Origin of the sequence: Exiguobacterium sp. s141, assembly GCF_018618085.1 — a bacterium.
Classification (GTDB): Bacteria; Bacillota; Bacilli; order Exiguobacteriales; family Exiguobacteriaceae; genus Exiguobacterium; species Exiguobacterium mexicanum_A.
Genome location: NZ_JACSLJ010000001.1, coordinates 15,124 through 30,929, shown reverse-complemented (window position 1 = coordinate 30,929; position 15,806 = coordinate 15,124). Strand labels below are relative to the sequence as shown.

Sequence of the window (15,806 nt, the reverse complement as noted above, 5' to 3'; positions counted from 1 at the left end):
TTGTTTTATATAGAAGAAAATCACTTACTTGAAAAAACGAATGAGTAAACAGAAGTGAGAAAAAGGAGTGAATGAAAATGGCAAAAGAGATTTGTGATGTGGTCTGTGTAGATGAAGAAAAGGTGGAACGAGTCCAGCAGCAACTGTCTGAACAAAATCCATTGGAAGTGGCGAAGATCTTCAAGGCGTTGTCGGACGATACGCGTATCAAGATCGCCTACGCCTTATCGCTGGAGGACAAACTGTGTGTGTGTGACGTTGCGAATATCATCGGTTCATCTACCGCAACCGCCTCCTACCACCTGCGACTACTGAATAATATGGGGTTGGCGAAATACAGCAAGGAAGGCAAGTTGGTCTACTACTCACTGGATGACGCGCATGTGAAACACTTGGTGCAAGTGGCCTTCATCCATCAGAAGGAGGTTGTTTCCGTTGGTTGAAAAAACGAAGGAAACAGAAGACAAAACGGTCTACCGGGTTGAGGGCTTTTCGTGTGCGAATTGCGCCGGGAAATTCGAGAAGAACGTCAAACAGATTCCCGGTGTCCAGGATGCCAAAGTGAACTTTGGGGCTTCGAAAATTGCGGTCTACGGCGAGGCGACGGTCGAGGAACTGGAAAAAGCCGGCGCTTTCGAGAATTTGAAGGTCGCACCGGAAAAACCGAAACGCCAGGCGGCTCCTGAAGTGACCGTCGAAGACAAAAATGTCTTCCGGGTCGAAGGCTTTACATGCGCGAACTGCGCCGGGAAGTTTGAGAACAACGTCAAGCAGATCCCCGGTGTCCAGGATGCCAAAGTGAACTTCGGGGCTTCAAAAATTTCCGTTTACGGGGCAGCGACCATCGACGAATTGGAGAAAGCCGGTGCGTTTGAAAACTTGAAGGTGGCGCCTGAAATTACAGGACGTCCAGCTATCACGAATACCGGAACCGAAAAAGCGCCAGCTCGAACAGAGAAGAAAGTGCCGTTCTACCAAAAGCACAGCACCTTGCTCTACTCCACCCTCTTGATCGTGTTCGGCTACATTTCCCAGTTCGTCAATGGCGAAGACAACCTGATGACGTCGCTCCTGTTTGTGGCGGCGATTGTCATTGGTGGGTACTCGCTCTTCAAAGTCGGTTTCCAGAATTTAATACGCCTGGATTTCGACATGAAAACCCTCATGACCGTTGCCGTCATCGGGGCGGCTTTTATCGGCGAATGGGCGGAAGCGTCTATCGTGGTCATCCTCTTTGCGATCAGTGAAGCACTGGAACGCTATTCCATGGACCGGGCGAGACAATCCATCCGTTCGTTGATGGACATCGCTCCGAAAGAGGCACTGGTCCGGCGGAATGGCCAAGAACAGTTAATTTCGGTAGACGACATTGTGGTGGGCGACACCATGATTGTCAGACCGGGACAGAAGATTGCGATGGACGGCACGGTGACCAACGGGTATTCGGCGGTCAATCAGGCGGCCATCACCGGGGAATCCGTGCCGGTCGCCAAAACGGTGAACGATGACGTCTTCGCGGGCACGCTGAATGAAGAAGGCTTGCTCGAAGTCAAAGTCACGAAGTTGGTTGAAGACACAACCATTGCGAAAATCATCCACCTGGTTGAGGAAGCACAAGGCGAACGGGCTCCTTCGCAGGCGTTTGTCGATAAATTTGCCAAATATTATACACCGATTATCATGGTCGTTGCTGCGCTTGTAGCCATCGTTCCTCCCATTCTGTTTGATGCCAGCTGGGAAACCTGGGTCTACCAAGGATTGGCTGTGCTAGTCGTAGGATGCCCGTGTGCTTTGGTCATTTCGACTCCGATTTCGATTGTATCTGCTATCGGGAACGCAGCGAAAAAAGGCGTTTTGGTAAAAGGCGGCGTGTATTTGGAAGAAATGGGCGCGCTGAAAGCCATCGCGTTTGACAAGACCGGCACCTTGACCAAAGGGGTTCCGGTTGTCACGGACTTTGAAGTGCTGAACAAGGGAATCAGTGAAAAAGAGCTGCTTTCTATCGTCACAGCACTGGAGTACCGCTCACAGCATCCCCTTGCTTCGGCCATCATGAAAAAAGCGGATGCAGAAAATATTTCTTATTCTTCGGTCTTGGTCGAGGACTTCTCATCCATTACCGGCAAAGGGATTAAAGGAACCGTCGAAGGAACCACGTACTATATCGGCAGCCCGATCCTCTTCAACGAGCTGGGCGCCGCAAGTGCGGATAAGAACTTGGAACAAAATGTCACAGCTCTTCAAAATCAGGGCAAGACGGCCATGATCATCGGAACGGAACAAAACATCCTGGCGGTCATCGCCGTGGCCGATGAAGTCCGGGACTCCAGCAAGGAAGTCATCCAGAAGCTGCACGACATGGGCATCAAGAAGACGATCATGCTGACGGGTGACAACAAAGCGACCGGTCAGGCCATCGGCCGAGAGGTCGGCGTCACCGAAATCCAGGCCGAGCTGATGCCGGAGGACAAATTGAATGTCATCAAACGCTTACGGGCCGAGTACGGCAAGGTGGCGATGATTGGAGACGGCGTGAACGACGCGCCGGCACTCGCCGCTTCTACGGTCGGGATTGCCATGGGCGGAGCCGGAACGGATACCGCTTTGGAAACGGCGGATGTCGCTTTGATGGGCGACGATTTGAGCAAGCTGCCATTCACGGTGAAATTGAGCCGGAAATCCCTGAATATCATCAAAGCGAACATTACGTTCGCCATCGGCATCAAAGTGATTGCACTGCTATTGGTCATTCCGGGTTGGCTGACCCTGTGGATCGCCATCATGTCGGATATGGGCGCTACCCTTCTAGTCGCGTTAAACAGTTTACGGCTGATGCGAGTGAAAGAATAAAAAGCAAAAGGGGTTTCCGATTATCTGGAAACCCCTTTTTTATGATGAATTATAAAATTAAGTGCAACATCTGAACGTGAACGCAAAAAAAAGCCCACAGCGATGGCCTCGTTTAGAATGAAGTTACGACACAAACATTCAGACGGAGGAATCGCTAAGAGCTACACCCATCTTACCACAACGGTGCGCGTGAAAATAGAGACCTATCTGGAGCTCGGGATGTCCATCCGGTCCATCGCGAGACGGATCGGGCGACAGCCCTCGACCGTCTCGCGGGAGATCAGACGGAACCCCGGCTACGAGTCAGGACGTGCGCAGAAACGCTACGAGAAGGCGAAAACCCATTGCGGCGTCAAGACGAAGCTCGACGACACGATGCGCCGGACGATCGTCGAGAAGCTGCGTGCGACCTGGTCACCAGAACAGATCGTCGGCCGCCTCTACGCAGGAAAAATTGCCTTCTCCACCATCTACCGCTGGATCTATGCGGGACGGATCGACGTGCCCGTGACCGTGCTCCGCCAGAAGGGGAAACGTCAAAAGCCGACCGAGACGCGCGGTCGCATCAACGTCGGTCTCCCCATCTCGAAACGACCTCCAGAGGTCAGGGGTCGCCGGACATTCGGGCATTGGGAGCTCGACACCGTCGTCTCCGGACGTGGGAAATCGAAGGCGTGCGTCGCGACGTTCATCGAGCGGAAGAGCCGGTTCTATCTCGCCCTGCCAATCGCGGACCGCACCGCGGCCTCGATGGAGGGGGCGATCCATGCGGTGCACGGTGCCTTCCCGGAAGGCACGTTCGAGACGGCGACGACGGACCGGGGCAAGGAGTTCAGCGGTCACGAGCGCATCCAGGCGTCGCTCGGCGTGCCGATGTATTTCGCCGACCCGTAACTCATCGTGGCAACGGGGGAGCAACGAGAACGCCAACGGGCTCCTCCGCGAGTTCTTCCCGAAAGGAACGGACTTCGCGCAGGTCGGTGACGGTGAACTCGCGGATGCGCTGGCCAAGATCAACGGGCGACCGAGAAAGTGCCTGGACTGGAAAACCGCACACGAGGCCTTCACCGAGGAAGTGTTGCGCTTAATTTGACAAACCGTCTTATAAAAAAGAAATGTGTTTAATTTTTATCATAAAATCCGTTTGTGAAAAAACTATGCATTTTTTGATTAAATCTCTTGTCAATTTTTGAAATGAATTTGATATACTTTTTTGTAATATAGTGATGCTATACTCCTTTTAACAAATCGTTCGTCACTGTATCTTTATCTTTAAAGGAGTAAAACTAATGAAAAACAAGGTAATACTTATCGCTTCTAGTGTCTTACTCACAACAACTTTTTCGATGCATAGTCCAAAAGTCGAAGCAAGTAGTGCATATAACGTAAAAGTGAAGACAGACGATCTTCGTGTTCGGACTGGTCCTTCTCTCAATCACAAAATTGTCGGCATCACTAACACTGGGCAGACCTTTTCTTATTTAGGAAAAAAAGGAGCTTGGACAAAAGTCCTTTACAAAGGAAACACACGGTATATCTATAGTTCTTACCTAAAAAAATATAAGAGCCACGTTGCCAAAAAAACATCATATAATAACTCTCTTTTTGCTTCTCCTACAGAAGGTCGGCTGACCCAAGGATACGGAAACTCTAATGGTGCTTACGGTTATACATTCCATAATGGCGTTGATCTAGCTGCAGCAAAAGGCACACCCGTCTACGCTTCTGCCAGTGGAAAAGTCATTACATCTAAAAACAGCGGTGCATACGGTAAACACGTTATGATTTCACATAGTCTACAGAATCAAAAATACGTAACCGTTTATGCTCATATGAACAGCCTTTCGGTAAAAAATGGTCAGACAGTCTCTAAAGGTATGAAGATTGGAACAGTTGGGAATACAGGAAACTCGTTCGGAAATCATTTGCACTTTGAGATTCATAAAAACAGTTATAAATACAGCAGTTATTCTGCAGCGAATAGTGTCAACCCAATGAACTATTTGTAACCTAAAAAAAAAAGAAAAGATTAGACTGACCTAGCTGTATGAGACACTAATAAAAATACCTTGATTAGGCTACCGCCACACCATATTTTATCGGTGTGAGGTAGCCTAATTTTTCTTGGATACGTTCTTCGTTGTAGTAAGTTAAGTAATTATTCACCCGCTCACGCACTTCATAGTCGCTTAACGAGTTGAACTTGACGTACTGGAACACCTCAGACTTCAAGTTCGAATGAAACGATTCGATCACCGCATTATCCCAACAGTTGCCTCTTCGAGACATGCTGCTCGTCAGATACTTCCTCTTTACGAAATCTTGAAAGGCATATGATGTATAGACACTTCCTTGATCTGAATGGATGATAACCCCTTCGGGATTGTTCCGACTCTCCAACGCCATCCTTAACGTATCGATGACGAGGGGCGTCTGTTGATGATCGTATAGCTTATAGGCAACAATCTCATTGTTGAATAGGTCGATGATCGTGGAGAGGTACTTCGTCGTGCCCCCGTATTGGATGTAGGTGATGTCCGTCACCCACTTCTTATTCGGTCTACTGGCAGTGAAGTCTCGCTTGAGAAGGTCAGGGGCGATGACGATACTCTCACCCTGAGACTTCCATTTTCGTTTGGGTTTGATCCGACACTGGAGATGGTGCTTCTTCATGATTCTCTTCATTTCGAGACTCCGCTAGGATTACAGAAATATGGCCCCTGGCTTCATCGTGATGTGGTCGACTTCTTCCTTCACTACTGCGAAACCATGTTTACTCGATATAAAGGTAAAGTCCGATATTGGATTCCTTTTAATGAAATCAATGTCATGTCGACAAAACCATGGATGGGGGGAGGAATCCCTTCTTCAACGAAAGAATCACAGTTTATCGGTGCATTCCATCAGATGTTGGCGAATGCCAAAGCCGTGACACTTGCCCATGAAATTGATTCAGAGAACAAAGTGGGGATGATGTATAATGGCCACTTCGCATATCCAAACTCCCCAGACCCAGATGACGTCCAACGAACTGAGGAATTCATGCATAAAATGCAGTACTACTGTGAAGTACTTTGTCGTGGCAAATATCCGAACTACATTAAAAAAGAATTAGAGCGCGAGAATATCTCTTTGCCGTTTGAAGAAGGAGACGCCGATACATTGTATCGTGGTCCTGTTGATTTTATTTCATATAGCTATTACTTAACTCACGTTATCGTCAAGGAGTCGCCTCTCGAATTCTCTGGTTTGAATGGCGTGAAGACAGGCTATAAAAACCAGCATGTGGAGCAAAGTGAATGGGGATGGAGTATCGATCCGAAAGGTTTACGCTATTCCTTAAATTACTTGTATGATCGATATCAGTTACCACTTATGATTGTTGAAAACGGTCTTGGGGCCGTTGACACGCTCACGCCGGACAAGAAAGTACATGATGACTATCGTATCGCCTATCTTCGGAGTCATATCGAAGAAATGAAAAAAGCAGTCGCGATTGACGGGGTTCCGTTACTTGGCTATATGGCATGGGGTCCAATCGATCTGATTGCAGCCAGTACGGGAGAAATGAAGAAACGGTATGGGTTCATCTATGTAGACTTGGACGACGAAGGGAACGGGACCCTAGAACGGATTAAAAAAGATTCGTTCTACTGGTATAAAAAAGTCATAGCTTCAAATGGAGATGATCTGACTTGAATTAAGACGGAGGTATGGAATGATTCGTATCAAAAAAGTATTAAATTCAAGTGTCGTGATTGTCGAGGACAAATCAAAGCTTGAGTACATTTTAATTGGAAAAGGAATTGGTTTCGGGCAGAAAATCGGAAATGTTGTCGCTCCACCTGAAGCCTCCCAAATGTTCATACCCGCTGACGATGTCCGTATTAAAGAGTTCATAGGACTGGTGACTGAAATTCCTCCTGAATTCGTCGAGTTCACTCGAGAAATCGTTGCATATGCTGAGGAAAAGCTAGCTACAAAGCTCAATGCCGGTATCTTTTTAACACTGACAGACCACCTTCACTTTGCGGTAAAACGTTATTATAAAGGTATTACTATCAGCAACCGAGTATTTTGGGAAATTCGAAACTATTATCCACAGGAATTCAAGATTGGAAGTTATGCGGTTAATCTCATGAATGAACGATTTAAAATCGAACTGCCTATTAAAGAGGCAGCCAATATTGCTTTTCATATTATCAACGCGCAAGGAGAAAGAGAAGAAACACGTGATGGCATGCGCTACGCCAAGATGATTGGGAGTATTGTGAACCTTATTCGATATGCTTACAATATTGAAACCGATGAAGAAGATATTCATTATTCATGATTCATCACACATGTGAAATATTTCGCTGAACGCTTTTATGCTGGAAAAATATTGAATGAAGAATCCGATCAACTATTTGAACAGATTGCGAACATCTACCCAAAGGCCATGAATGGTTCATTCAAAGTACGGGACTACCTTAAACAGTTGCACGGTGTGACAATTCCTAATGAGGATCTAGCTTATCTAGCCGTTCATATTCATCGACTGACAACTAATATGGATTTGAATAAACAATAACTTTCTTAATTACCTGGTTCTTTTTGACGAAGACCAGGTTTTTTCTATACTGAACAAAAAAATATCCATTTTTTATAATCGAGCAGCTATAGGCCGCATGACATATGTGTGTTTTTCACCACTGATTCGATTTCTTTAGATCGGCGTGACGGGCTCCTTTAATAACTTTTTCAGAAAAGATAAAAGGAAAGAACAACTTTGCTCTTTCCTACAATTTCAGTCAAGTGTTAATAATTATTTATACATCGCACGTCTTCATGCTTAGTTTTGGGATGACAGGGTTTCTGTGGTTCGGATTCCGCTACAATCCAACGCCCTCGGCTGAATTGAATCCAAAGGACGATCGCCTTAAAGATGATGTCTAGACCGATGGCGATCCACACTCCTGCAATGCCCATCTGCATCTGAATCGCCAATACATATACTGCCCCAGTCCGGATCACCCACATACCGATCGTGGTCAGATACATTGGAAACTTCGTATTGTTCGCTCCTTGGAATCCACCGGTCAATACAAGGACGACTGCTAGGAAAGGCTGGAAGACCGCTGCTATTTTTAACGCGACATCGATGTCTTTGATGACTTGGGGATCGTCGGTGAAAAGTGAACCTGCCCATCCTCCGAAGAAGAATAAGACGACCCCGAATAAGGACATGAAGCCCATCGCCATGAACGTGCTCAATCTGGCATATTCTTTGGCGGTCTCGTGGTCTCCCGCTCCGATGTTGCGACCGACGAGAATGGTTGCTGCTGTCGCGAAACCATATGCCAACATATAAGAGAACACCTCTAGATTCCCTGCAATTTGATGCGCGGCGAAGGTGTTCGTCCCGAGTACCACGATGAATCCGAAATACACGATCTGTCCGGCTCTCATGACCAATCGCTCGATAGCCGCCGGGCTTCCAAGGTTCACGAGCTCCAACTGGTGTTCGAGATCCGGTCTCCAGAAATCTTTCCTGAAGGCGATCACTTCCGTCTTACGAATATAGTTCATCAATAAGAGCGTCCCGACGAGCCGGGCGATGACGGTCGCGAGTGCCGCTCCGACGAGACCAAGTTCGGGGATGATCCAAAAACCGAAAATCAACATATAGTCGAGCACAATATTGACGACATTGATGACGATGCTTACCTTCATCGGTGATTTTGTGTCTCCCGCACCTCGTAAGATACTACTGAGCACAAACATCAATGCCATCACGATCGATGGGATCCCGACAATTTTGAAGTAGGTGCTACCAGCTTCTAAAACGTCATTCTCCACCCCCATCAACCGCAGGAGAGGCTCAGCGAAAAATAGCGTCACGACCCCAAAGGTCACCCCGACCACGACAGATAGGACGATGGCCTGCTGCGCGATATGTCTCGCGCGCTCGATTCGTTCTGAGCCTAAGTTATTGGCGACATAAACGTTTACTGCCACACCGATTGCCATAAAGACAGCAAAGTAGATGGCGAGGATGGCATTCGTCACTCCTACCGCTGACACTTCTGCTAGGCCGATTCTTGAGACGAACAGCGTATCGACAAATCCGAGCAACGTTTGGAAAAAATTCTCGGCAATCGCTGGTAACGCGAGTAGAAGGATGAATTTCATCTTGGTTTTTCGATCACCATGAGTGTCCAGCCGCTCACTTTCTATCATCTGAGTCCTCTCCTTCGAAAATTATGCTTACAACGATTACAGGAAAGCGACCCAACGAGGAACCATGGGTCGCTCATGGTCAATCTGAGACACGAATGACGAAAGGATAGGTGTGCACAGTCCCATGGAACTGGAATTCGGCCCAGACCTTGTATAGGCCAGGTTTATGGAAGACCGTCTCAAATTCCGTCGTATCATGAGAAGAAGGATGCACATGGATAAACTGTTCTCCGGCTTCATCCAAGATGACGACATGACCAAGTGCTCCAAGGTATGGCTCCGGGTTACTTTCTTTGGTGTCATAGCTGAAGACAGTCGGGACATGCGCTTTTAAAGAGTCAATCGACAGCTCGACGGTATGACCTTCGATCGTCTTCGTCAGACGCTCATCCACTTTAAGTGACGATTCGATAGAGGAAGAGGAATGATGATCAATCTGTAAGTGAACCGGCTTCACTTGATATGCCAGTCCCTTAGGCTGAATATCCACGAAGAGTTTATACGCCCCTGCCTCAAGTTGGACGGGGTGCTCGAATCGACCCTCACCCTTTTTAAACGGATGGAGGTGTCGGTACTCAGTTAGGTCTTCGTTCACGAGAATCAAATGGAATTCCTTTTCATGGCTGACTTCGAGTTCCGGGGCTTGCTGATGTTGATCCTTTAACTCGATACTGATTTTCCCGAATTCATATTTAGCTTCTACAGACACTTCATTTCCCGTCAAGTTCTTCATATGATGATGTCCATGGTCTTTCACGTTTAACACTCCTTTGTGTAGTCCTTGATCGCACCGTCACTCGACCTCCATTACTTGCAGCAAGAACAACCGATTTTAACGGTCGCCTCCGTTACCTCGTAGCCAGTCTCTTGAATTGCGGTTTCAATCTCAGAAAGTGTGAGTTGGCTTTCATCGAACGTCCACCTCTCCCGCCGAAAGATTGACCTTCACTGATTCAATACCCGCTAACTTTCCAACGTGTCCTTCAATCTTATTGATACAAGATCCACAAGACATGCCCGCTACCTGAAATGTTGATTTTTTCATTATATGTTCCTCCTGATTATTTAATTACCATACATGGGTAGGGTGTAAAAGTATCGATTTTTTTACACCCTCGCCACCTTATGTTCGTGTCCCTCATTGCGCGACACGCTTTCAACAGGTTCTGAGAGTGAGCTATCGTTGCTTATCGTAGCAATGTTAGAATCTCTTCTTTGTTGTTCTCGAAGCCAACAAAGTACTTCACTACTCTTCTTTTTCTGAGCATCCCTTTTTTGTAGAAGACAAACAGTGGTACGATTCGATTCCCTGATATCGCTACCATTTCTTGTTCAAGGTCAAGGTTCGCACCCACATCTTTGTTCACATAAGGGACTGTGGTTGTTTTTAAATATTTTTTGGCATCCTGACAATCTGAACACGTCGGACGCGTGTAAAGCTCGAGCTGTAGGGCTGTATCCATCCCACTCCCTCCTTTTATTTGATCATCGAAGGCTTGAATCGTTTTAAACGGAGTGCGTTCACCAGGACCGAGACTGAGCTTAAACTCATGGCCGCTCCGGCAAGTATCGGGTTCAACAAGGGCCCGCCGAGTAGATAAACAATCCCCATCGCAAACGGGATACCCATGACATTATAGGCAAATGCCCAAAACAGGTTCTGTTTGATGTTGCGGATGGTTGACTTGCTCAATTCGACAGCTGTAGGTACATCCATCAAATCGCTTCGCATCAAGACGATGTCTGCAGATTCGATCGCAACGTCAGTACCCGAACCGATCGCGATTCCGATGTCTGCTTGGGCCAAGGCTGGTGCGTCATTGATTCCATCACCGACCATTGCGACCTTCTTCCCTTCGGCCTGTAACTTCTTCACTTCGTTCGCTTTATCTTCAGGTAACACTTCACTCAGTACCCGATCGATCCCGACCTGTCTCGCAATCGCCATGGCCGTACCTTTGTTGTCTCCGGTGATCATGGCTACTTCGATACCCATTCGTTGAAGTTTCTGAATGGCTTTACGACTGTTTTCTTTGACGGTGTCTGCGACAGCGATGATCCCTGCGATTTGTTGGTCAATCGCGATATACATCGGCGTCTTGCCTTGGTGTGCGAGTTTGTCTGAAGCGCCTTCAAGGACATCCAGTGAGATGCCGCGGTCTTTCATCAATTTTCTGTTTCCGGCAAGCAAGACTTTTCCGTCGATCAGTACTTCGATCCCGTGCCCTGGGATGGCTTCAAAACGATCGATATCCATGACACGCATCATTCTGTCCTCTGCCGCTCTTACGATTGCTTCGCCCAATGGATGTTCAGACCCTTTTTCAGCGGAAGCGGTCAAGCGTAACAACTCATCTTCTTGATGTCCATTCACTGTCACGATATCTGTCACTTTCGGTTTTCCTTCAGTGATCGTCCCTGTCTTGTCGAACACGATCGTCTGGACTTTATGGGTCGTCTCCAAGGCGCCGCCACTCTTGATCAACACACCATTCTCAGCACCTTTGCCCGTACCCACCATGATTGCTGTTGGTGTGGCCAAACCTAGTGCACAAGGGCAGGCGATGACCAGTACTGAAATCGTGATCGTCAAGGCGAAGAGGCCGGTCTGACCGCCTAAATACCATGCAATTCCTGAAAGGATCGCGACGACGATGACAATCGGTACAAAGTATCCGGAGATGATATCGGCCAGTTTTGCGATAGGAGCTCGAGAGCCCTGTGCATCCTCGACCAATTTGATGATTTGAGATAGCGCTGTATCCTTACCGACTTTCGTGGCTCGGTATTGGATGATCCCGTTCTTGTTGATGCTGGCACCGATGACTTGAGCACCCACATTTTTTTCAACAGGGATACTTTCACCGGTCAGCATGGATTCGTCTACAGACGTATTACCTGATAGAACCACGCCATCCACCGGAATCTTCTCACCAGGCTTTACGATAATCGTGTCGCCGACGATGACTTCGTCGATTGATACTTCTAACTCTTGTCCGTTGCGGACGACCTTTGCCGTCTTAGGTGCCAGTCCCATCAATTTTTCAATCGCTTCGGATGTTTTACCCATCGACCGGACTTCAAGATATTTACCTAATGTGATCAGCGTGAGAATGACTGCGGCTGTCTCATAGTAGAGGCTATTCACGTATCCCTCATAACCTGAGAGGATAGCCATGGTGGCACCGACGCTATAGAAGAAGGCTGCGCTCGTCCCTAGGGCGACAAGTGAATCCATATTCGGATGCCCTCGGAACAATGTCTTAAATCCTACGGAGAAGAATTTCCATCCGAACAGCATCACTGGGATGGTCATCATGAGCTGCAAGACAGCGAACAATTCTGGGTTCATCGTTGGATCCAATGCCATCGGTAGGGGTAGGCCGATTATATGCCCCATCGCCACATAGAGTAATGGAATCGTGAAAATCGCCGATCCTACAAATCGGTTCCACATCGATTGAATTTTTTTCAGTTTCTTTTCTTTCTCTGTATCTTGGCCATCCGTTGATTCTTGATCTTCTCTTGCCTCATATCCGACGTTTGCCACCACTCGGACCACATCTGATACAGTCACCAGCTGAGGATCATATCGAATGACTAATTTTTCTGTCGCCAGGTTCACATTCGACTCAGTCACACCCACCATTTTCCTCGTGGCCTTCTCAATCGTCTGCACACACAAGGCACAAGTCATCCCTGTGATGACAAATGATCTTTGCTCGGTCTCGGTTGAGGCCTTGTAGCCAGCCTTCTCGACGGTCGTCTGAATATCCAGCGGCGAGATTTTCGTCTCATCGTAATGAATGCTCAATTTCCCAGTCGCTAGGTTGACGTTGGAGGTCACTACGCCAGGCAATTTTTTTGTTGCTTTTTCAACTGTCTGAACGCAGGACGCACAGGTCATCCCTTCCACGGCAAATGTCTTACTCTCCATATCGTCTTACCTCCATTATTATTGGGCTGATTCGACTTCGTAACCGACCTCGCCCACAACTTCTTTAAATTCATTCACATCTAGTCGTGTTTCATCGTACTTCACTTTTGCGATGCCTTTCTTTAAGTTGACTTTCGCACTTTCAACCCCATTCAGACCTTCAAGTGCTGACTCGACTTTGTTGACACAATGAGCGCATGACATACCTTTAATCGTTAAAATCGTTTTTTTCATCTTGAGTCTCCTCCTATTCACTACATTCATGACATCATTTCAAACTCAATGTCTGGATCCACAAGAATGGTCCTGACATCTGCATTGACCCGGGGTACAGGTGCATGGAATGTCCTCCACCGCTTCACTTTCCTTCATCTCAAGGATTTTTTTGAGATTCTCGATATCCTGTACACTCAGTGTCGCCTGTGTGATCATCGTTCCGATTGTGTTCCCGACATCCCTGTCACAGATATGATCGAGTAGATCGTGTAACGTCTCTCTGATGACGTCACCTTCAACGACGTTCGCGGAGTAGATGAATTTCTTCCCCTCGGCCTCGGTTGAGAGCATCCCTTTTTTCACGAGCCTTCCAATGAATGTCTTCGTCGTCGCAGGCTTCCAGCTCATCTTCTTTTCCAATACCTCGATGATTTCTTTACTGGTCACGTGATTTTGGGCCCAAACGATACGCATGACTTCCCATTCTGAATCCGTGATTTGTTTTTCGACATGTTCAGCCATTTGTCTAACCTCCAAATTTTAAGTTTACAATCGTAAACATTTTGTTTGATTTAAGTTTACAATCGTAAACGTCGTCTGTCAACCATTATGTTTTTGGGTTCGCTATTCAGTCTTCATTGGCTATATTCTTGTCTAGAAAACGCATCTGGATATCCTTCAGCAACGCTTTCAAATAGTAGTGCGAGCTGACGGCATCCCGGGCACCAATCGGTGGTGAACTTTAAGACTACAGGCTGCGTAGAGTGATTAACCATTTGCAAATCAGATAATTGAAATTTCGAAAGCATTTTTTCTCCTCTCTTTTCGTTTACGTTTGTAATCGATTTAAATTTACAACTGTAAACGTTATTTGTCAATCTATATATTCGTGTCCATTTTGTATGTTTCTTTAAGCTTATTGTTTCTCTCAAAACACTAATTCGATTCGTATTTAGTTGGGTCGTATTTATTTTGAACTCATACAGCTTTAAATTGTTAACTACTGTCATCTCTTATATGATGTAATAAAACAAAGTAGGAATTGTCTTAAGCGTTTTGTTGCTTAGTCGCTAGGATTAAATAGATGATTCGACTACTAGCTTACTATTGAGACATTCTCATAAGTAAAAAGTGTAGGAAGGTATACATTTCGACGTCGAAATGTATACCTTCCTACACCACAAAGTGCCAGTTTATGAGTGATTTTTTTTATAACAACTTGTATTTAAATGATTTAAATATAGGAACTACATATGCTGTATACAAAATAATAACCAAATGAGGGATTAGAATTGGAATCAAACGAGACCAAGGTGACGTCATTCCGCGTGTCACAAGAAGTGAAAGAACATATTCAGCGTTTAATGGAGCAACGTCAAATATCAACCAACCAATTATTCGAGCAATTAATATCATTGGCCGATAAACAGTCACCGGACCCCTTAGTCGTCAAGGAGAACGAATCACTCGAAGCAGCACTGAATCAAGTGCTTGCCCTGTTCAATGAACGAGCCACTCGACTAGAAACGCAACAAAAAGAACATGAGCGAATCAACGCGCGATATAAAAATACCATTCATGACCTTGAACAAAGCGTAATTGCAGAAGCTGAACGACTCCAAGAGGAGTATGAGCGAAAGGTGTCGTCACATGAAATTGCACTCACTCAATTACAAGATCAAATCAACCAACTAATCGCTGAAAAGAGAATCGTTGAAGACGCATTGGAAACAGAACGTGTGTCTAACAAAGAAGAACTAAAAGAGCAGAAAAAAACAGTTTTTCATCTAGAAGGAGACATGAAAAAGCTAGAAGATGAACGTAGCCAGCTCTATCGGCAAAATCAAAGTCTTATGGACGCTGTCGACGACTTAAAAGCTCGTACACGCCGTCTTGACCAGCTTGAAGAAGAGAACCAGAAGCTGCACTTAGAAGTCCAGCTCCTCCGTCGAGAGAAAGAGACATTCGAGAACCGGTTACAGGAACAGGTCGAGCTCGCGGTCCTGCGTGAGCGGAGCACCCAACAAAATAAACAATGATACGAAAAGGGTACTAGGTTGAGTCAACCAGTGACTGAATCTAGTACCCTTATGTTTATTACAAACAAAGTATTTAACGGTTTGAAGAAATCGTCTGATACATGTTCAATGACTTGACCAAAGATGCTTCATTCACACGTAGAATCATAACCTCATGAGAGTATAAAGAATGACTCCGCTTGGTCCAATTAAGATTTCACCTGCAATCCACGCACCTTGAATCGATTACGCTTTTCTTCTAATTTCACTTTCATATCTACCGAGAACGTATTTTCAGGAGTGTTGTAGGCACGCCGTGCTGCCATACTAAGCATTTTTGCCACATCCTCTGCCCGGTCGTCCTGTAAATCATGCAGTGAAGATCGAACATACTGGCGAGCCATTTCTCGGTCACGTAGCGATTCAGGGACCGATACATGACGACTTAATGCCAGGGCCAATTGAGCCGTCTCTAAGCGATAGCTTGTCCCGCCTGCCTGCATACGATTCAGTTCATCCGCTAGCTCGCTTTGCAGAAGTACATGATTACTGTCTGACATCGG

General features: G+C 46.4%; 15 protein-coding genes and 2 pseudogenes. 7 read left to right on the top strand and 10 right to left on the bottom strand.

Annotation, left to right across the window (positions count from 1 at the left end; genetic code table 11):
• Positions 1 to 77 precede the first annotated feature (77 nt).
• From KNP74_RS00160 to KNP74_RS00145, 4 genes and pseudogenes are all read left to right on the top strand, one after another.
• Positions 78 to 443 carry an ArsR/SmtB family transcription factor gene (locus tag KNP74_RS00160; protein WP_029595499.1) on the top strand — a complete coding sequence of 122 codons (366 nt, stop codon included), beginning with the start codon at positions 78 to 80 and terminating at the stop codon, positions 441 to 443.
• A complete protein-coding gene (locus tag KNP74_RS00155) occupies positions 436 to 2,850 on the top strand; it encodes a heavy metal translocating P-type ATPase (RefSeq protein ID WP_029595500.1) in 2,415 nt (804 codons plus the stop codon). Before KNP74_RS00160 ends, KNP74_RS00155 begins: the two co-directional genes overlap by 8 nt.
• A gap of 117 nt (positions 2,851 to 2,967) precedes the next feature.
• A pseudogene (locus KNP74_RS00150) lies at positions 2,968 to 3,943 on the top strand (IS30 family transposase).
• 196 nt (positions 3,944 to 4,139) lie between these two features.
• Complete coding sequence (locus KNP74_RS00145) at positions 4,140 to 4,859, top strand: peptidoglycan DD-metalloendopeptidase family protein (protein WP_029336161.1); 720 nt, start codon at positions 4,140 to 4,142, stop codon at positions 4,857 to 4,859.
• Positions 4,860 to 4,923: 64 nt separating this feature from the next.
• Here the strand turns inward: KNP74_RS00145 and KNP74_RS00140 are convergent, their stop codons facing one another.
• Positions 4,924 to 5,523 carry an IS3 family transposase gene (locus KNP74_RS00140; RefSeq protein ID WP_051627790.1) on the bottom strand — a complete coding sequence of 200 codons (600 nt, stop codon included), beginning with the start codon at positions 5,521 to 5,523 and terminating at the stop codon, positions 4,924 to 4,926.
• On the opposite strand from KNP74_RS00140, the gene KNP74_RS00135 reads away from it, so the two are divergent.
• Positions 5,509 to 6,549, top strand: a complete 1,041-nt coding sequence (locus KNP74_RS00135) for a glycoside hydrolase family 1 protein (protein WP_214755135.1) — start codon at positions 5,509 to 5,511, stop codon at positions 6,547 to 6,549. The two genes, KNP74_RS00140 and KNP74_RS00135, sit on opposite strands and share 15 nt — an antisense overlap.
• A gap of 19 nt (positions 6,550 to 6,568) precedes the next feature.
• Positions 6,569 to 7,423 (top strand): annotated as a pseudogene (locus KNP74_RS00130) (PRD domain-containing protein).
• A gap of 227 nt (positions 7,424 to 7,650) precedes the next feature.
• Here the strand turns inward: KNP74_RS00130 and KNP74_RS00125 are convergent.
• From KNP74_RS00125 to KNP74_RS15055, 8 genes are all read right to left on the bottom strand, one after another.
• Positions 7,651 to 9,024: an MATE family efflux transporter gene (locus tag KNP74_RS00125; protein ID WP_251130045.1), complete on the bottom strand. Its 1,374-nt coding sequence runs from the start codon at positions 9,022 to 9,024 to the stop codon at positions 7,651 to 7,653.
• 127 nt (positions 9,025 to 9,151) lie between these two features.
• A complete protein-coding gene (locus tag KNP74_RS00120; RefSeq protein ID WP_371816307.1) occupies positions 9,152 to 9,829 on the bottom strand; it encodes a hypothetical protein in 678 nt (225 codons plus the stop codon).
• Between the two features lie 150 nt (positions 9,830 to 9,979).
• Positions 9,980 to 10,117 (bottom strand): heavy-metal-associated domain-containing protein, encoded by a 138-nt coding sequence (locus KNP74_RS15065; protein ID WP_353048059.1) that lies wholly within the window; start codon positions 10,115 to 10,117, stop codon positions 9,980 to 9,982.
• Positions 10,118 to 10,259: 142 nt separating this feature from the next.
• A complete protein-coding gene (locus tag KNP74_RS00110; RefSeq protein ID WP_034781864.1) occupies positions 10,260 to 10,535 on the bottom strand; it encodes a glutaredoxin family protein in 276 nt (91 codons plus the stop codon).
• A 14-nt stretch (positions 10,536 to 10,549) separates the two neighbouring features.
• Positions 10,550 to 13,009 carry a heavy metal translocating P-type ATPase gene (locus tag KNP74_RS00105; RefSeq protein WP_214763114.1) on the bottom strand — a complete coding sequence of 820 codons (2,460 nt, stop codon included), beginning with the start codon at positions 13,007 to 13,009 and terminating at the stop codon, positions 10,550 to 10,552.
• Positions 13,010 to 13,027: 18 nt separating this feature from the next.
• Positions 13,028 to 13,243: a heavy-metal-associated domain-containing protein gene (locus KNP74_RS00100; protein WP_029336168.1), complete on the bottom strand. Its 216-nt coding sequence runs from the start codon at positions 13,241 to 13,243 to the stop codon at positions 13,028 to 13,030.
• Positions 13,244 to 13,288: 45 nt separating this feature from the next.
• Positions 13,289 to 13,747 carry a CopY/TcrY family copper transport repressor gene (locus tag KNP74_RS00095; RefSeq protein ID WP_034781861.1) on the bottom strand — a complete coding sequence of 153 codons (459 nt, stop codon included), beginning with the start codon at positions 13,745 to 13,747 and terminating at the stop codon, positions 13,289 to 13,291.
• A 113-nt stretch (positions 13,748 to 13,860) separates the two neighbouring features.
• Complete coding sequence (locus KNP74_RS15055; RefSeq protein ID WP_353048191.1) at positions 13,861 to 14,001, bottom strand: thioredoxin domain-containing protein; 141 nt, start codon at positions 13,999 to 14,001, stop codon at positions 13,861 to 13,863.
• A gap of 552 nt (positions 14,002 to 14,553) precedes the next feature.
• Between KNP74_RS15055 and KNP74_RS00085 the strand changes: the two genes are divergently transcribed.
• Positions 14,554 to 15,264: a hypothetical protein gene (locus tag KNP74_RS00085; RefSeq protein WP_147287427.1), complete on the top strand. Its 711-nt coding sequence runs from the start codon at positions 14,554 to 14,556 to the stop codon at positions 15,262 to 15,264.
• Positions 15,265 to 15,452: 188 nt separating this feature from the next.
• On the opposite strand, the gene KNP74_RS00080 is transcribed toward KNP74_RS00085, so the two are convergent.
• Complete coding sequence (locus tag KNP74_RS00080; protein ID WP_029336171.1) at positions 15,453 to 15,803, bottom strand: hypothetical protein; 351 nt, start codon at positions 15,801 to 15,803, stop codon at positions 15,453 to 15,455.
• Positions 15,804 to 15,806: the final 3 nt, after the last annotated feature.

Excerpts from the sequence above, each read along its gene's own strand:
- KNP74_RS00125 (WP_251130045.1), bottom strand. The coding sequence starts at position 9,024 with ATGAAATTCATCCTTCTACTCGCGTTACCAGCGATTGCCGAGAATTTT.
- KNP74_RS00080 (WP_029336171.1), bottom strand. The coding sequence starts at position 15,803 with ATGTCAGACAGTAATCATGTACTTCTGCAAAGCGAGCTAGCGGATGAA.
- KNP74_RS15065 (WP_353048059.1), bottom strand. The coding sequence starts at position 10,117 with ATGAAAAAATCAACATTTCAGGTAGCGGGCATGTCTTGTGGATCTTGT.
- KNP74_RS00095 (WP_034781861.1), bottom strand. The coding sequence starts at position 13,747 with ATGGCTGAACATGTCGAAAAACAAATCACGGATTCAGAATGGGAAGTC.
- KNP74_RS15055 (WP_353048191.1), bottom strand. The coding sequence starts at position 14,001 with ATGGTTAATCACTCTACGCAGCCTGTAGTCTTAAAGTTCACCACCGAT.
- KNP74_RS00135 (WP_214755135.1), top strand. The coding sequence starts at position 5,509 with ATGGTGCTTCTTCATGATTCTCTTCATTTCGAGACTCCGCTAGGATTA.
- KNP74_RS00140 (WP_051627790.1), bottom strand. The coding sequence starts at position 5,523 with ATGAAGAAGCACCATCTCCAGTGTCGGATCAAACCCAAACGAAAATGG.
- KNP74_RS00145 (WP_029336161.1), top strand. The coding sequence starts at position 4,140 with ATGAAAAACAAGGTAATACTTATCGCTTCTAGTGTCTTACTCACAACA.
- KNP74_RS00105 (WP_214763114.1), bottom strand. The coding sequence starts at position 13,009 with ATGGAGAGTAAGACATTTGCCGTGGAAGGGATGACCTGTGCGTCCTGC.
- KNP74_RS00160 (WP_029595499.1), top strand. The coding sequence starts at position 78 with ATGGCAAAAGAGATTTGTGATGTGGTCTGTGTAGATGAAGAAAAGGTG.
- KNP74_RS00100 (WP_029336168.1), bottom strand. The coding sequence starts at position 13,243 with ATGAAAAAAACGATTTTAACGATTAAAGGTATGTCATGCGCTCATTGT.
- KNP74_RS00110 (WP_034781864.1), bottom strand. The coding sequence starts at position 10,535 with ATGGATACAGCCCTACAGCTCGAGCTTTACACGCGTCCGACGTGTTCA.